The sequence below is a fragment of the Celerinatantimonas sediminis genome (assembly GCF_046054195.1).
Classification (GTDB): Bacteria; Pseudomonadota; Gammaproteobacteria; order Enterobacterales; family Celerinatantimonadaceae; genus Celerinatantimonas.
In genome coordinates this window covers 42,814-59,387 of record NZ_JBEQCS010000005.1, presented here as the reverse complement: position 1 = coordinate 59,387, position 16,574 = coordinate 42,814, and the positions used below count along the sequence as shown (strand labels likewise).

General features: G+C 45.0%; 14 protein-coding genes. All 14 read left to right on the top strand.

Going from position 1 to position 16,574, the window contains the following annotated elements:
• Positions 1 to 3: 3 nt before the first annotated feature.
• The 14 genes from ABTQ23_RS07680 to ABTQ23_RS07615 all read left to right on the top strand — a co-directional run bounded on the left by ABTQ23_RS07680 (position 4) and on the right by ABTQ23_RS07615 (position 16,556).
• Positions 4 to 645 carry an isochorismatase family protein gene (locus ABTQ23_RS07680; RefSeq protein WP_408615102.1) on the top strand — a complete coding sequence of 214 codons (642 nt, stop codon included), beginning with the start codon at positions 4 to 6 and terminating at the stop codon, positions 643 to 645.
• A gap of 15 nt (positions 646 to 660) precedes the next feature.
• Entirely contained in the window at positions 661 to 1,572 is a 912-nt protein-coding gene (rarD, locus tag ABTQ23_RS07675) for an EamA family transporter RarD (protein WP_408615101.1), read from the top strand.
• Positions 1,573 to 2,072: 500 nt separating this feature from the next.
• Positions 2,073 to 3,002 (top strand): nitrogen assimilation transcriptional regulator NAC, encoded by a 930-nt coding sequence (gene nac, locus ABTQ23_RS07670; protein ID WP_408615100.1) that lies wholly within the window; start codon positions 2,073 to 2,075, stop codon positions 3,000 to 3,002.
• 386 nt (positions 3,003 to 3,388) lie between these two features.
• Complete coding sequence (locus ABTQ23_RS07665; protein ID WP_408615099.1) at positions 3,389 to 4,591, top strand: pyridoxal phosphate-dependent aminotransferase; 1,203 nt, start codon at positions 3,389 to 3,391, stop codon at positions 4,589 to 4,591.
• A 64-nt stretch (positions 4,592 to 4,655) separates the two neighbouring features.
• Positions 4,656 to 5,357 (top strand): type 1 glutamine amidotransferase, encoded by a 702-nt coding sequence (locus ABTQ23_RS07660; RefSeq protein WP_408615098.1) that lies wholly within the window; start codon positions 4,656 to 4,658, stop codon positions 5,355 to 5,357.
• Between the two features lie 78 nt (positions 5,358 to 5,435).
• On the top strand, positions 5,436 to 6,467 hold the full coding sequence (locus ABTQ23_RS07655; protein ID WP_408615097.1) for an ABC transporter substrate-binding protein: 1,032 nt from the start codon (positions 5,436 to 5,438) through the stop codon (positions 6,465 to 6,467).
• Positions 6,468 to 6,477: 10 nt separating this feature from the next.
• The gene (locus ABTQ23_RS07650; protein WP_408615096.1) at positions 6,478 to 7,614 is read left to right on the top strand and encodes a M24 family metallopeptidase; all 1,137 of its coding nucleotides are present in this window, start codon (positions 6,478 to 6,480) and stop codon (positions 7,612 to 7,614) included.
• A complete protein-coding gene (locus ABTQ23_RS07645; protein ID WP_408615095.1) occupies positions 7,611 to 9,311 on the top strand; it encodes an ABC transporter permease subunit in 1,701 nt (566 codons plus the stop codon). The genes ABTQ23_RS07650 and ABTQ23_RS07645 overlap by 4 nt, the downstream gene beginning before the upstream one ends.
• A complete protein-coding gene (locus ABTQ23_RS07640; protein ID WP_408615093.1) occupies positions 9,304 to 10,296 on the top strand; it encodes an ABC transporter ATP-binding protein in 993 nt (330 codons plus the stop codon). Before ABTQ23_RS07645 ends, ABTQ23_RS07640 begins: the two co-directional genes overlap by 8 nt.
• The gene (locus ABTQ23_RS07635) at positions 10,293 to 11,219 is read left to right on the top strand and encodes a dihydrodipicolinate synthase family protein (RefSeq protein WP_408615092.1); all 927 of its coding nucleotides are present in this window, start codon (positions 10,293 to 10,295) and stop codon (positions 11,217 to 11,219) included. Before ABTQ23_RS07640 ends, ABTQ23_RS07635 begins: the two co-directional genes overlap by 4 nt.
• Positions 11,220 to 11,221: 2 nt before the next feature.
• Positions 11,222 to 12,007, top strand: a complete 786-nt coding sequence (locus ABTQ23_RS07630; protein ID WP_408615091.1) for an SDR family oxidoreductase — start codon at positions 11,222 to 11,224, stop codon at positions 12,005 to 12,007.
• Between the two features lie 204 nt (positions 12,008 to 12,211).
• Positions 12,212 to 12,655, top strand: a complete 444-nt coding sequence (locus tag ABTQ23_RS07625; protein WP_408615090.1) for a hypothetical protein — start codon at positions 12,212 to 12,214, stop codon at positions 12,653 to 12,655.
• Positions 12,656 to 13,035: 380 nt separating this feature from the next.
• Positions 13,036 to 13,794, top strand: a complete 759-nt coding sequence (budC, locus tag ABTQ23_RS07620) for a meso-2,3-butanediol dehydrogenase (protein ID WP_408615270.1) — start codon at positions 13,036 to 13,038, stop codon at positions 13,792 to 13,794.
• 596 nt (positions 13,795 to 14,390) lie between these two features.
• Positions 14,391 to 16,556 carry a methyl-accepting chemotaxis protein gene (locus ABTQ23_RS07615; protein ID WP_408615089.1) on the top strand — a complete coding sequence of 722 codons (2,166 nt, stop codon included), beginning with the start codon at positions 14,391 to 14,393 and terminating at the stop codon, positions 16,554 to 16,556.
• Positions 16,557 to 16,574: the final 18 nt, after the last annotated feature.

Sequence of the window (16,574 nt, the reverse complement as noted above, 5' to 3'; positions counted from 1 at the left end):
CTAATGTTGAAAAAAGTCACCTGGCCGATTAATCCAAAACGTACGGCGGTTGTCGTGGTTGATATGCAGGGCATTTTCTGCAATCCAGAAGAGCCCCTCTATGTGCCTTCAACAGTTGATATTATCGAGCCGATTCAACGCTTAACTCAAACTGCTCGATCTCATCACATGCCAGTTGTCTACTTGCGCCATGTGGTGCGAGGCGATGGCAGTGATACTGGACGTTTTCGCGATCTTTATCCTGATGCTGATAGCCAGTTTGCTCAAGATCATCCAGCGATTGATGTCATAGACTCACTGTATCCCCAAAAGGGTGACATTGTGGTGGATAAGCTATTTTATAGTGGCTTTCACAACACGGATTTAGACGTGATTTTGCGAATGAAAGATATTGATACGGTCATTGTCTGTGGCACGGTTACGAATGTCTGTTGCGAAACTACGATTCGTGATGGTGTTCATCGTGAATACAAAATGATTGCACTCAGTGATGCCAATGCGGCAATGCCATATCCGGATATGGGCTATGGTGAAATCAGTGCCGAGCAAGTGCAGCGTATTGCGCTCAGTGCAATTGCCTATGAATTTGGTGAGGTGACCACTACAGCAGACATTATTGAGCGTATCGAACACGCAAATGTCTGATTCAGGGAGCTTGGTTTGATTTTTTCCGGAATTCTATTTTGCCTGTTGGCTTCGTGTTTGTTTGCTCTGTTGTGCTATTACACGGTTTTTCTTGAACCGCTCGATGGCTTTGCGGTATTTGGCTGGCGAGTTTTTGGCACGGTCATTTTAATCGCAGCTCTTATGACTGTGTTACGTCAATGGCGTAAGTTGGGGCAGAGTTTAGTTGTATTTGTTAAGCGTCCAGCGCAATTTCTGGTCCTGTTGGTTTGTGTCGGATTGATGTCGGTGCAGGTTGGATTATTTGGCTGGGCACCTTTAAATGGTGAAAGTCAGGCGCTGGCTCTTGGCTATTTTTTAATGCCGCTAATGATGGTGATCTGTGGGCGGTTGCTGTTTGGTGAAACTTTGACTCGTTGGCAGCGCACAGCCGTCATCCTTGCCGCTATCGGAGTGGGAGCCCAAATCATCTTGCATGGCGGGTTGTCTTGGGTTTCTGCGTTAGTGATGCTCGGTTATCCGCCTTATTTTATTATCAAGCGTCATCTCGGGCTTAATGCCTTGCACAGTATGTTAGTCGAACACTTGTGCATGTTACCGCTGGCGATAGCGTTGGTGGTCGCTCAAGGTGGTAATCCAGAGTTTTTTGTGCAGCACGGGGTTGCCAGTTGGGGCATTCTTATTGGCTTAGGATTGCTTGGCGGCAGTGCTCTATTGTGTTTTCTGGCTGGAAGCCAGCGGTTGCCGCTCTCATTGTTTGGCATGCTTGGTTATGTCGAGCCACTTTTATTGTTCGTGGTTGCGCTAATTTTGCCGGGCGGTCATTTTACTGCCATTGATTTGGCAACTTATTTGCCGATTTGGGTAGCGGTTTGCTGTTTGCTTCGTCAGGGATGGCTCGCTTTTGGGGCTCAGCAAGCCTCTTTACAAGAGGCTAGTAAATCATAAATAAATAGATAAGAACCTTGGCTTAATCAAGTCAGGGTTCTTATTAATCGTGCTTATTCGATTACTAATTCCATAAAGTGCTATCTTCTAGGTGGCCTATTGGTAAATAGGCCGGGTCATATGGGTAATGCCGGTCACTTAAGATGAGCGGCATTAGGGCTCTAGCTATTCACTAAAAAAACTCATATAGAGCTCCTCGCCTTGTTGTCGATTCTCATTAGCTAAGTGTAGAAAATAGCGCCATAGATGTGGGCCTTGTGTATCTATCTTTTATTTCTATCAGTAGCATATTTTGGCGATGATAAAGGGCAGAAACATTTTCTTAAGGCTATTCAAGAGTTGTTTTGTGTATCTGTATATTTTTGGTGCAGTTGCTGTAAAAGCGGTCAAATATTAAGTCATTAGTTCTAATTTTATTTTTAAATTCCTTTAAAATCATATAGTTATTATTGGTATGTAAAATGCTTAATAGAACTATTGTTCAGTATGGATACGTTGTAATGAATTTTCGTCGTCTCAGGTATTTTACTCGGATAGTGGATGTGGGAAGTCTGAGTCAGGCTGCTGAGATTTTACACGTTGCACAGCCTGGTCTGAGTCAGCAGTTGATGCTGTTAGAAAATGAAGTCAATCAAAAGCTAGTCATTCGTACCTCCTCAGGTGTGGTTCCAACTCAAGCCGGTAAGATCCTCTATCAGCATGCTCGGTCAATTTTGCGCCAATGTTCAATGGCCTATGATGCACTGCAAAATGTGAGCGAACAGCTGACGGGCCAGGTTTGTGTGGGGCTTGCGCCGGGAACTGCTGCTCAGTCGTTGGCCGTTCCTCTGGTTGAAGAAGTTTATAAACAATATCCGGGGATCATTCTTAATCTCAACGAGAGCTATGGCACGATATTGACAGACTTGCTACTCACCGGTCAGATGGATATGGCGGTATTGTATGATGATCAAGATATTAGTGGTTTGCGTTTCATTTCTCTGATGAGAGAACAGCTTTATTTTCTCTGCCCAATTTCGCTAGGGCGAGCGCAAAAGTCTATTTCTTTAAGAGAAATGGCTCGTTATGAGCTGTTTTTGCCCAGAGCATATAGCACGGTTCGTAAGACGGTCGACAAGGCTTTTGCGAGCGAAAATATTCGCTATAAAGTTAAAGGCGAAATTGAATCGCATGTGACTTTGAACTCTGTGCTTAGCGCAGGCTTAGGTTGTTCGATTCTTCCTGCGTCAGCTGCCAAAGCTCTTAGTCAACAGACAGCTGTGTGGATAGCTAAAATCAAGAGCCCAGTTGCTCAGAACTCGTTGTCTTTTTGCACTTGTGAACATTTACCGTTATCTCAGCCTGCTGAGGTGGTGAAATCAATCCTGTTGTCGTTAATCGCTCATGACCGCCAGAAGAGCGAGGTTAAAAAAGCGGTTTTAGTGAGCTAAATTATGGCAATAAATGTCGGCAGTTGTGCTTAATTTGATAAACATGGTGTACATCTAATGATGTGTTTTATCTTTATTTAGAACTTGTGTGATGAGTGTTATTTACTAACCGCGTGAATAATTACCGCCTTTTATGAAGCCCCTTTTGGTGTTCCATTTTTTAATATTTCTTCCCATCAGTTTTTCTTATACCTACAGAATTATTCCCTATTGGATCAATCCATCTTGGCATGCCTAACATGAATTCGGGTCGCAGATCGTATCCAGCGATGACTCAGTCGATGAAGTCGTTATTTGTTCGCTGAGAAGGAGCGATTGTGCGAGTTGAATAATACTAGTATGGAAGATAGGCACGGTTATCACCGGCTTATTTTTACAGGATTTTTATGGGTTTTATTGCGGATCGAATTGCGAATGTCCCTGTTTCAGCATCGGTGGCCATGACCGAGAAAGCACGACTGATGCGTGCTGAGGGAATTGATATGGTGGCGTTGTCTACTGGTGAGCCAGATTTTGCAACACCTGCGCACGCGATTGAAGCGGCTCATATCGCAGCGCTTGCCGGCGATACTCACTATCCCCCGACCGATGGCAAACCAGAATTAAAAAAGGCGATTCAAGCCAAGCTGTTACGCGATAACCACCTTGATTATGAGCTAGATGAAATTACCACCGCAGGTGGGGCCAAACAGGTGATTTTTAACACCATGATGGCAACGCTAAATGTTGGGGATGAGGTCTTAATTCCAACGCCATCGTGGATTAGTTATGCCGACATTGTGCGCTCAGCGGGGGGCACGCCTGTGCCACTGCCTTGCTTTGAAGAAGCCGGATTTATTGTGCAGCCCGCTGATATTCGTGCGTCGATAAGCGAAAAGACCAAATGGTTATTTCTTAATTTTCCGAATAATCCAACGGGTGCATTAGCCAATGCGCAAGAGCTTAGTGCTATTGCCCAGGTGTTAGCTGATTTTCCCAACGTCTGGGTGCTTTCAGATGACATCTATGAATATCTCGTTTACGACGATGAAAAATTTCTTACCTTGGCGCAAGTTGCGCCGGCTCTTAAATCTCGCACGTTGATTGTTAATGGTGTCTCCAAAGCTTATGCCATGACCGGGTGGCGTTTAGGTTATTGCGCCGGTCCTAAAGCGTTGATTAGCGCTATCAATGTGATCAACTCCCAAAACGGCAGTGGCGTCGCAACTCTCTCGCAAGCTGCTGCTGTTGCAGCTCTTAATGGACCGATGGATTGGGTCGAAAAGTGTATCGCAACGTATCAACAGCGACGCGATTACGTATTGAGCCGATTGCAGCAAATTGAAGGGGTGCACTGCATTACGCCAAAGGGCGCTTTTTATCTTTTTATTCATATTGGCGCGTACATCGGGCGAACCAGTGCCGGAGGCCGACTGCTCGATAGCGATAGCGCTTTTGTGATGGCGCTGATGCAAGAGCAACACGTCACCTCAGTTGCAGGCAGCGCTTATCAAATGAGCCCTTACATGCGTATTTCTTATGCCACCAGTTTAGCTTCGCTTGAGAAGGGATGCGAAAGGTTAGAAGCCTTTTGCAAAGGTTGTAACTAACTGAATTAATTTATAAATGGCGAGCTTTTTAAGCTCTGCGGTCATCATCATGAAAGAGGAATCTATGGAAAAGAAATCCCTGCTGTTTTTGCAGTGTGGAACACAAGAGCACGGTGTCTCTCATCTAGAACAGCGATTTGAGAGCTATGGATTGGCGGTGGATCATTATTGGGCCTACCAAAATCAGTTCCCCGAATCACTCAGTCAATATAGCGGCATTTTTATCTCCGGTAGCCCGCATGGGGCATACGAAGATATTCCGTTTATCAATCATCTGCATACGTTTTTAGCTGATGCGGCGAGCCAAGATATTCCTATGCTCGGCGTCTGTTTCGGCAGCCAGATTTTAGCATCTGCACTGTGTGGTCGTGATCAGGTCTTTATTCGCACTCCTTGTGAGGTGGCTTATAAGGCGCTGCCAACTACGGCGGCCTGCAAACAGGATCTCATCGCCAAGGATCTCACAAGCAGCGTGTCCATGTTCGTTTGGCATAACGATGAAGTGAAAGCGGGACATCCGGATATGGTCATACTCGCTGACAGCGATGTCTGCGCCAATCACATATGGCGTTTTCGCGACCAAAAAATTTGGGGCATCCAAGGACACCCTGAAATTAGCCGAGAACAGGCATTGCAATGGTTTGAAATCAACCGTGAACGACTCACCACTGATGGTGCAGATATCGAGGCGCTTAAACGTGATGCTCATGATGCGCCCGAAGCAAAAACGCTACTTAAGAATTTCGCCGACGTTTGTCTGGCTTAACTGTTTGTGTCGCATTGTGGCTTTAAAGCTTTTGTGACATCGCAATTGATATTTTAAATAAATATAAGGAATCACCTAATGAAGAAATGGAGCCTGTTACTGTTAACAATGGCCATGAGTTCATCTGCATTTGCTGGTGAATTGGTTTTTTCTAGCTGGGGCGGCGCATATCAGGATGCGATTCGCCATGCCTGGTTAACCCCTTTTTCCAAAGAAACTGGTATTGAGATCACCGAAGATACTGATCCGCAAATTGCCAAAATCAAAGCGATGGAAGATACCAACTCGATGGTTTGGGATGTGGTCAGTGGCGGCGGTGTCGGTATGATCCGCGGTGAAAAAATGGGGCTGTTTGAAAAAATCACTCCGGACATGGTGGATGAATCCGACATCATGAAACCAGCCCGTTCTGATTATGGTATTCCCTCAGAGATTTACAGCAACCTTGTTGCCTACTCAACAAAAGCATTTCCTAAAGGTAAACCACACCCTGTCACCTTTGCTGATTTTTGGAATGTGAAAAAATTCCCAGGCAAACGTACTTTACCGAATAAACCTGAAACTGTACTCGAAGCGGCGCTAATGGCTGACGGCGTACCTGTGAATAAAGTTTACGATGTTTTATCGACTAAAAAAGGGCTCGATCGCGCCTTTAACAAGGTGAAAGAGCTGTTGCCTTATGTCTCTGTTTTTTGGTCTAGCAGTGCCCAACCGGTACAGATGCTTGGTTCTGGTGAAGTGGTGATGGCCTTTGGTTCCAATGGTCGTTTTCAAAACGGTATCGATAACGGGTTGCCGATTAAAATGTCGTGGGCCAATCAAGTCCCTCAGGTCGGTTATATGATGATCCCTAAAGGTGCACCGGATAAAGCCGAAGCTCTGAAATTTTTCAATTATGTCGCTAAAGCAAAAAATAATGCTCGTTTAAGTGAATATGTTTCTTATGGTCCAGTGACCAATGGCGCATGGGATTATATCGATGAGAAACGTGCATCTCGCCTGCCATCAGCGCCAAAACATATGAAGAATGCTGTGTTTATCGACACTAAATGGTGGAGTGAACACAGTAAATCTGTGACTGAACGCTATCTGAAGCTGATTCAAGGATAAGGGGATAATTATGATGATCTACGAACCTTGGTTTAGCGTCAACGAATATGAAGCGCGAGTAGCCCATGTGCGTTCCCAATTAGCTGAACATAACTGCCAGGCATTAATCGCATTTTTGCCAGAAACGGTAACCTACCTGACAGGCTTCTTCACTCGCGGATATAGCTCGTTTCAGTGTGTGATTATTCCACTTGAAGGCGAGCCGATGCTGGTATGCCGTGATGTGGAATCTTTTTATGTTGATGCCACCTCGATATATAAACGCCGGGCGCTATGGAGCGATTCTGATAATCCAGTATCGGTTGCGATTGCGGCTATCAAAGAAGTGGTCGGGGATAAAGGCAATATTGGTATCGATATGTTGGCGTGGTCACTAAGTTATGGTCGTTTCCACGCGATTGAACAGCAGTTACCCGCTCTTAACTGGTGTGACTTCAGTGGTATTTTAGAGCGCCAGCGATTTATTAAATCAGCCGCTGAAATCGACCTGATGCGCGCTGCGGCCAAAACTGCCGAAGCAGGGATGTATGCGGGCATTAAAAATACCGGTGTTGGCGTCACCGAACGCGAATTAGCCGCTGAGATCTGTTCGGCAATGATCAAAGCCGGTAGTGATTTGCCAGGCCCTGGCGTGCTTTCTTCTGGCGAGCGAGCTTTTCATTTGCACGGAGGTTACTCAGATCGCGTATTGCAAGCTGGGGATATCGTCCAGCTCGAGGTCACTCCGAATGTTAAACATTATCACGCGCGGTTTATGCGGCCGATTAAAGTGCAGCACGCTAGTGATGAAGATTTGCGCACTGTAGAGCAATTGATCGAGATTCAAAACCAAGCTTTGGCCGAAGTTCGCCCCGGTGTAAAGGCAACGATTCCGGATGCCATCTATCGTGATGGTGCATTAAGTCAAGGTCTAAGGGATCACTATTCCAATAAAACCTTTTATTCCATTGGGTTATTGCTGCAACCTAATGGCGGCGAATCGTTGCAGGCTGAACCGTGTTCTGACTGGTGTTTTGAAGTGGGCATGACCTTCCACACCTATATTTTGGCCAAAGGGTTTGGGATGTCAGAGAGCATTGTTATCACTGAACAGGGTTATGAACGCCTGACGAATTTCTCGCGGCAACTGTTTGTGAGCAGCTTATGATGGCCTCCAGTCGCGAACTTAAATTAGTCCGATTTTGGCCGTTATCGATGGGGAAAAACCGCAATGGGTGGCTGTTAATCTTACCGCTACTGCTATTTTTGGTTGTCTTTTTCCTCTATCCCGTTTGCGGATTGTTGATGAATGCGTTTGGTGATGGGCATTTCACCTTGAGTCATTTTGCTCGCATCTTTCGCGTTTCAGTCTATCGGGATGTGATGCTCAATACGTTGAGTATTTCACTGATGGTGACGGTTTTGTGTGTCGTTCTTAGTTATCCAATCGCCTATACGATGGCGACGGTTTCTGGGCGAACTCGCAAACTGCTGTTTATTGTGATCCTCTTGCCGTTCTGGACCAGTTCGCTGGTTCGCACCACGGCTTGGATCATTTTGCTGCAGCGAAATGGTGTGCTTAATACGTTGCTCACTGAGACGGGCTTTATCAGCCATCCCATCGACTTTGTTTACAATCTCTCTGGGGTGCTGATTGGCATGACTCATGTGCTGATGCCATTTGTTGTGCTGCCGTTGTATGCGTCGTTTCGCTCACTAGATACTTCGGTGATTCGAGCCGCGCAAGGTTTGGGCGCATCGCCACTGACTATCTTTCGCAAAATTATTCTACCGCTCACCTCTTCAGGGGTACTTGCTGGTGGCTTAATTGTGTTTATGAATTCAGTGGGCTATTACATTACGCCAGCGCTGATGGGCGGCGTGAAGCAGACCATGATTGCGCAGCTAATTGTGGACAATATCACGCAAGAGTTGAACTGGGGCTTTGCCGCAGCGTTGTCTGTCATGCTGCTGGCGATTGTCATCAGTTTGTTTGTCCTATTTCAGCGCTGTTTCGGCCTCGAGAGATTGATGACTGGCAGTGGTAGCAAATCACAAGAAAGCTTTCATATCGGGGACAAACGCTCGTTTGGCGGTAAATTAGCGCTCTGGAGTACCATTCCGATTGGCATATTTCTAATTGCTCCGGTGGTGATTGTTTTTCCAATGAGTATGGGATCGTCTCCGTTTTTGACTTTCCCTCCCACCCATTTGGGCTTTCACTGGTATCAGAACTTTTTTGAAGCCTCCAAGTGGATGAAAGCTCTCTTTGAGTCCATCAAAGTTGCTTTGGTAACGGTTGTGTTTGCCACACTGATTGGCACCTTGGCGGCGGTGGGGATTTTCCGCGTGCAACGTGGCGCTCGTAAGTTCCTAGAAACGCTGTTTATTCTGCCGATGGTCGTGCCGATTATCATTCTCTCTATTGGACTGTACTACTTTCTGGTTCCTTATGGATTAGTCAGCACGATCTGGGGATTGGTTATTGGCCACACCATTTTGGCCTCACCTTATGTGTTTATCACGGTGAGAGCATCGTTGGTCAGCTTTGACCGCAATTTGGAGTACGCAGCGCGTGGGCTAGGTGCATCGTGGTGGACCTTTTCTCGCCGAGTGCTGTTGCCTTCGATTGTGCCAGGAATTATTGGCGGCGCGGTATTTGCCTTTATCACCTCATTTGATGATCTCGTTGTTGCTTTGTTTATGACAAATGTTCGCTCCAGAACTTTGCCAAAGCTGATGTATGAAGGGGTCGCCCATGAAATTGATCCAACCATCATCGCTGCATCAGGAGTGATTATTCTCGTGACCATCGTTGTACTTGTCGTAAATATGCTGATTTCAGGGAGGAATAGACATGGGTGAAATGATTGGAAAACCTGTGGTGATTCGTCATCTCAAGAAAAAATATGATGCGGTGGAAGCACTGGCTTCGATTAATTTGAATATTAATCCGGGGGAGTTTTGCACCCTACTTGGCGCCTCGGGCTCTGGTAAAAGTACTTTGCTCAAATGCTTGGCCGGTTTTGAGCAGAGCGACAGTGGCACCATCTTGGTCGATGGCAAAGATATTGAACCAGTTTCGATTGCCAAACGTAATATCGGCATGGTTTTTCAAAACTATGCGCTGTTTCCACATATGACGGTGCTTGAAAATGTGGCCTTTGGTTTAGAAATGCGCAAGTTCAGCAAAGTGGAAATTGCTCGAAAAGTGCAATCTGCATTGGCTTTAGTTGAGCTGAGCGATTACCAGTCGCGCTTACCTTCGGCATTGTCTGGAGGACAGCAGCAACGCGTCGCTTTGGCCAGAGCCTTGGTGATTGAGCCTGACATTTTGCTGATGGATGAACCATTGGGCGCATTGGATAAGAACCTGCGCAAATCGATTCAGTTTCAGCTTAAGGAGTTACATCAAAAAACCGGTATTACGGTTATCTATGTAACGCATGACCAAGAAGAAGCGCTGTTTCTCTCCGATAAAATTGCCCTGATGCATCGCGGCAAAATTGAGCAGTTCGGAACTCCCGAAGAGTTATATCTGAGTCCGTCCAATAGCTTTGTCGCCGATTTTTTAGGGGAGTGCAATTTTATCCCCCATGGCGAGGAAACCTTAGCTGTGCGACCAGAAAACATCGTACTGGAGCCGATGCTCGATGATGCGGCTGGTTACAAATTTGATGCAACGGTTAAGAGCCTTATTTTTACCGGCAGTAATTACCGTTTGCTGATGGATGTGGATGGTACGGAAGTGTCCGCATTTTGTGCCAATAACGCCGTATCTGTTAAACCTGGTGAGTCAATCCGGTTCGGATTTGAGAAACAAAATGTGATGGAGCTGTATGCATCATGATACCAAATAAATTAAAGGTCGATGAACAAAGCCAAGGCGTCTTTGTCATCGCTGTAACTCCGTTTACAACCCAAGGCAAAATTGATGAGCAAAGCCTAGCGCAGCTTGTCGATTTCTATCTCAAAGTCGGTGTTACAGGCATCACGCTGTTGGGAATGATGGGAGAGGCGCCCAAATTAACAGCCGATGAAGCAGCGCATGTTGTCGCACTGGTAAGCCGGCAAGTCGCTGGGCGCATTCCAATTGTTGTTGGGGTTTCATCCCCTGGGCTTGCGCCGATGGGCGAGTTGGCTCGCAATGTGATGGCTCTTGGTGCAAGTGCGGTGATGGTTGCGCCACCATCGACATTAAGAACCAACGAGCAGATCTTACGATACTATCAAAATGTTGCTGATGAGCTCGGTGATATCCCCTTTGTGTTGCAAGATTTCCCGCTATCAACCAACGTTCAGATTAGCCAGCAGGTACTCGCTGAGATCATTAATCAGATCCCAACCTGCGTCATGCTTAAACATGAGGACTGGCCTGGTCTTGAAAAAATTAGTTATATCCGTGAGCAATGTCGTCCTATCTCAATTTTGTGTGGCAATGGCGGATTGTTCCTTCCTGAAGAGATGGGCCGTGGTGCCAATGGCGCAATGACTGGGTTTGGTTTTCCCGAAATGATGGTCGATGTTTATCAAGCTTGTATCGATGGTCAACGCTACCGAGCGCAAGATCTATTTGATGCCTATTTGCCACTGGTGCGCTATGAGCAACAGCCTGGGCTGGGTTTGGCTATTCGCAAGTGGATCTTATTTCAGCGCGGCGTGATAGCAACACCAACCATGCGTCATCCATTCTCTGAATTAACAGCACAAGCTAAGGCTGAAATTGACTATTTGATGCAACGGCAAACTAAAAAATTAGAGGAAATGAATTAACTATGGATTTAGCTCTTAGTCATAAACGAGCGCTTGTGATTGGTGCCAGTCGAGGACTTGGCAATGCAATTGCCCGTTCTTTATTAGCTGAAGGTGTCACTGTGTATGCAGGCGTTAGAAACGTTGATGCGTTGCTCTCAACTATTAACGAGTTGCCTGAATCTCATCGAGGCCAATTAATTCCTCTGCAACTGGATTTAGCGAGTCTTGATTCAATTGAATCGGCTCTGGCTGAAATTGAAAAATCAGGCGGCGTTGATGTTTTAATTGGCAACTGTGGTGGACCACCTCCGGCAACAGCATCACAGAGTAAACATTCCGATTGGCTCTCTCATTTTGAAATGATGGCGGCGAACCTGTTTTTGATTACTCAACGCTGTTTGCCTCATATGCAGCGCAATCAGTGGGGCCGAGTGGTATACATTACGTCCTCAGGAGTGGAGCAGCCTATTGCTCATTTAGCGTTGTCTAACGGTATTCGCTCTGCTGTGGTGGGCTGGGCCAAATCTTTATCACTGGAAGTTGCAAAAGATGGCATTTGCGTCAATTGTGTTCTGCCGGGGCGCATTCATACCCAAAGGGTAGACCAGCTTGATGCCGCAGCAGCTGAGCGTCAGGGCAAAACTGTTGAGCAAATCAGCAGTGCATCTAAAGCGACGATTCCAGCTGGGCGTTATGGCAAACCTTCGGAATTTGCAGATGTGGTCACGTTTCTCTGTAGTCAACAGGCGGCCTATATCACGGGCTCTAAAGTGCGAGTCGATGGTGGTTCCATTAAAAGTATTTAGTTGCTCGATTAGATAGATGCGTGAAACAACAAGATAAAGCTAATGAGTTTTCATTAGCTTTTTTTGTCTCTCATTGGCACAAGCTACCCGTATTATGGAACTGTCAGCAAATCAGACAGAGTCAATGATTTCTTTATAATGAATTGATAAGCTGCATAATATAGTTATAGTTACCTATCTATTTAACGCGAGTAATAGGTGATTATGAATCCTTTAACACGAGATCAGGCATCTAAGCTGATTATTGAGCACGGTTTAGCACAGTTTTTCATTGAGGTCATTCATGAGAAGGTTGTCGACCCGGTCGATCTCTATTTTGCTTGTTCACCGCTTTATTACATGTCAGCCAATGAGCAGTCCGCTTATAAATTGGGCAATGTTATCCCGCTATGGGCATCACATGATGGCGATATTAATTACGCCTATGATATTGAACATGACGATTTCATCTTGTTTTACTTAGAGAACGGTGCTGTCGAGAAGCGTTATAACTATCAACAATTGATGAAAGAGCAACTGCAGTTCGTGATAGAAAGTGAGTGTGATGACGAGCTCATAAGTGCCGAAGAATATTCAACCATTCAGTTGATTTTTTCAGGACTAAAACTCCCTTGCCTAGATGAGTGGATCCAACAGATTCAGGATTAATTTTTACGACGTTACATCTAATAATTAAATAGCTTTTAGAAATAACATGATTTGATTTAGTGCAAAATATCCTTTTGTCTATATAAATAATGTTAACTCTATTTCATTTTTTTGAAATTAAAATCATTATTTAAAACGGCAGGGTTGTTTATATTAAAAGCCGCATTCTATTAGTTTATAACCTTATACCTTCATTAATCGCATTAAAAGTAGTTTATATAATAAATACTTTATTTGTTTTATAACTGCATGAAAAAATTGATATAAATCAATCTCATCATGACTTCGGGGCGTAGCATTTATACAATAATAAAATTTCAAATCTAGCCTAAATAATAGGTTTTATATTTAATTCATTTTGAGCAAATAAAGGATATATGATGAAAGGAATTAAAGATAAAGTTGTTTTAATTACCGGTTCTGCGGATGGTATTGGTGCTGCGGCAGCGAAACGTTTTTATGATGAAGGTGCGAATCTGGTATTAGCTGATCTGGATGAAAAACGTCTGCTAAATACTGCAAAACAATTCGAACCATCACGAATTTGTGTCCAACTTGTTGATATTTCTGATCCTAAACAGGTTCAGGATTTGGTCAAAAAAGCAGTCAGCGAATTTGGTAAGTTAGATGTACTGATTAATAATGCCGGTGTTCATGTCCCTGGTAGCGTTGTTGATTGCAGTGTTGAGGATTGGCAGAAAATCCGAGCAGTCGATATTGATGGCGTTGTTTATTGCGCTAAATTTGCGCTGCCTGAACTAATTAAAACCAAAGGTTGTATCGTCAATACTGCGTCTGTTTCTGGGCTAGGTGGCGACTGGGGAGCAGCATTTTATTGCGCCGCTAAAGGTGCTGTTGTCAACTTAACTCGGGCAATGGCGTTAGATCATGGCTTGGATGGCGTTCGCATTAATGCTGTTTGTCCAAGTTTGGTTAAAACTAAAATGACCAATGGCTGGCCTGATGATGTTCGTGCCAAATTTAATGAACGAATTGCTCTTGGGCGTGCCGCAGAACCTTCTGAAGTTGCAGCGGTAATGGCTTTTCTGGCCAGTGATGACGCTTCGTTTATCAACGGCGTTAATCTGCCAGTAGATGGTGGTGCAACGGCATCTGATGGACAACCTAAAATTGTTTAATGGTTAAGGGCTGTTGACCTTTTGTGATTATTTTTGCAGCCATCTGAGGCGGATATAGGCAAGACAAACGTTTTGCTGGATTCTGTACAAAGAACATTTAACGCTGAATAAATCAGCCTCAGATGCTGCCCTTCGGGTTCATTTAAACGCATCCTGAACTTTGTTGCACCCTGCTTGCTTAACTCATTAGGCTGCTATATTGCAGCCTTATTTAAATTTTTAATATGAGTCATCGCCACTGATGAATTTAATCTCGCTTAGCTTTATATTATCCCTATAAAATAGGGGTGAAATTATCAAATATAATTAATTACACTTCTTATCTATAAAATCACCTTATCCTATAAATTATCTATGAAATCATTCATTTTTGTTGATAAATGGCAGCTATCTTTGCTAACTAAAAAATAATTAAGTGATATTCATCATATATTTATTACGGTTATCAAAAACTTATCCTTTAATTTCACCTCTGACCACTAAAATAGCAAAAATAAGCGTTTCGACAGCGCGTTATCTGAGCTTTGTTCTATATTTTTTTTAAGGCTCGTCATTGATACATCGACGTATTGATTAGTTGGGTAAGGAAACAATTGATGAAGTTAAAATCTATTCAAGGAAAGATAGCGGTTGTCGCAGGATTGTGTCTGTTAGTAACCGCAGGTTTGCTCGTTGGCTACAGTGTTTTTTCAGCGGTGAAAACCCAAGAGCTGGTTTCAAGTCGGGTGAGCACGTTGGTTGAAAAAAGTACGCTAGATGAGCTTAAAAGTACAGCCACTGCTTATGGACATGCAATTAGTCGGCGCTTAGAACCAGGGCTTTTAACTGCTCAAACAATGGCCAAAGAGATGTCGGCTGACAAAAGCTTTGAGCAATCCGGGCCTCAAGAGTTCTCACGAGCAGAATTTAACTATGTACTGCGCAATTTGCTAGAAGCGCATCCGGATCTCAACGGCGTTTATAGTGCCTGGGAGCCAGATGCTTTTGACGGTAAAGATAGTGACAATCGCAATGACTCGATGGGAAATAATCTGCAAACGGGTCGTTTTACGCCATATTGGACGCGTGATGGCCAAGGCAATATTAATGTGCAGGCTTTGGTTGAATATGACTCCGATGCCAAACACCCAAATGGCGTGGCCAAAGGGGGTTGGTATATTCAGCCCAAACTTACCCATAAACCAGCTGTGACAGCGCCGCTTCCTTATGTGGTACAAGGCAAAGATGTTTGGCTGGCAACTTTATCGGCACCCGTTTTGGTTAACGGTAAATTCTTAGGGGTCATCGGTACCGATTATAATCTGCAATTTATTCAGTCACTGAGTAAACAGGTCGCTGCCAAACTCTATAATGGCCAGGCCGAGGTCAGTATTGTGACCAGTCAAGGGCTGGTGATAGCCGATAGTGAAAAACCCGAGACCATTGGTGGGTCAATGCAGGCGCTGTTTGGAGCTCAATATCAGCGCTTTTTCGACACGGTCAAAGCGGGCAAAGTTGCCATTTTTAGCCAGAGCGATAAAAAGAAAATAGAAGTTTTCTCTCCTATTACTCTTGGAACATCGGATAGCCTGTGGGCGATTATTATTCGTGTGGATCGAAGTGTGGTTTTAGCCAATGTCACTGAGCTAAGCGGGCAAATGGCCAAAGCTGCAGATAGCGATATGATCTGGCAGATTATTATTGGCTTGGTTGTTTCTATCTTGGCTTTGGGCGCTTTAATTTGGATGGCTCGGAGTCTGTCACAGCCAATTTTGCGTGCGGTCAGGATGGCAAAAACGATTTCCAAAGGTGATTTTTCTCAGCGGCTTAACTACCACAGCCATGATGAAATTGGCCAGCTTGCTGAAGCTTTAGATAATATGGCGGATAGCTTGCAGCAACATGTGATAGTGGCTGAGAAAATCTCGCAGGGCGATCTAACGCAGACGGTCGAGCTTGCATCTGAACACGATCAACTCGGCAAAGCACTTTCGCAGATGGTGAGTGATTTGAACCGTTTGGTGGGTGAAATTAAACAGCGCTCTGAATTTATCGGCTCTAATGCTATGGAAGTAGCTGACCTTAGCCATGACCTTGCCAGCGGTGCGACTGAATCGGCTGCTGCCGTTACGCAGATAAGTGCAACTATTAGCCAGATAGCCCAGCAAGTGCGGCAAAGCTCGGTCAATGCCGATAAAGCAAGCCAGCTCTCTCAACAATCGATGGACTCGGCCACGCAGGGCAATGAGTTGATGAATGAGCTGCAACAAGCGATGCAAGAGATAGAAAGCTCAGGCAAAGATATCAACGATATTATTCGCACCATTGAATCGATAGCCGAACAGACCAACTTGCTTGCCCTGAATGCTGCGATTGAAGCGGCTCGTGCCGGTGAGCAGGGCCGGGGTTTTGCGGTGGTCGCGGATGAAGTTCGCCAGCTCGCGGCAAGAAGTGCCGAAGCAGTGCAGCAGACATCCTCACTGATTGATGCCTCAGCGCTGCGCACTCAGCGCGGGATTGAGCTTTCACAGCAAACGGCGCAGTCGTTGCATTCAATTGTGGACAAAGCCAGTGAATCGGCCACTTTGGTCAATGAAATTGCCATTGCTGCCAATGAGCAGGCGCAAGGCTCTGATCAAGTCAGCGAAGGGATCCATCAGATTGATGAGGTCACTCAGCAAAATAGCAATAACTCAGAGCGCTGTGCTGAATCGTCAAATCGTCTGTCAGAAGCATCTGAACAGTTAAGCGTTTTGATTGCGCAGTTTAAATTGAAAAAATAGTGGTTAGGGCCGATTTAT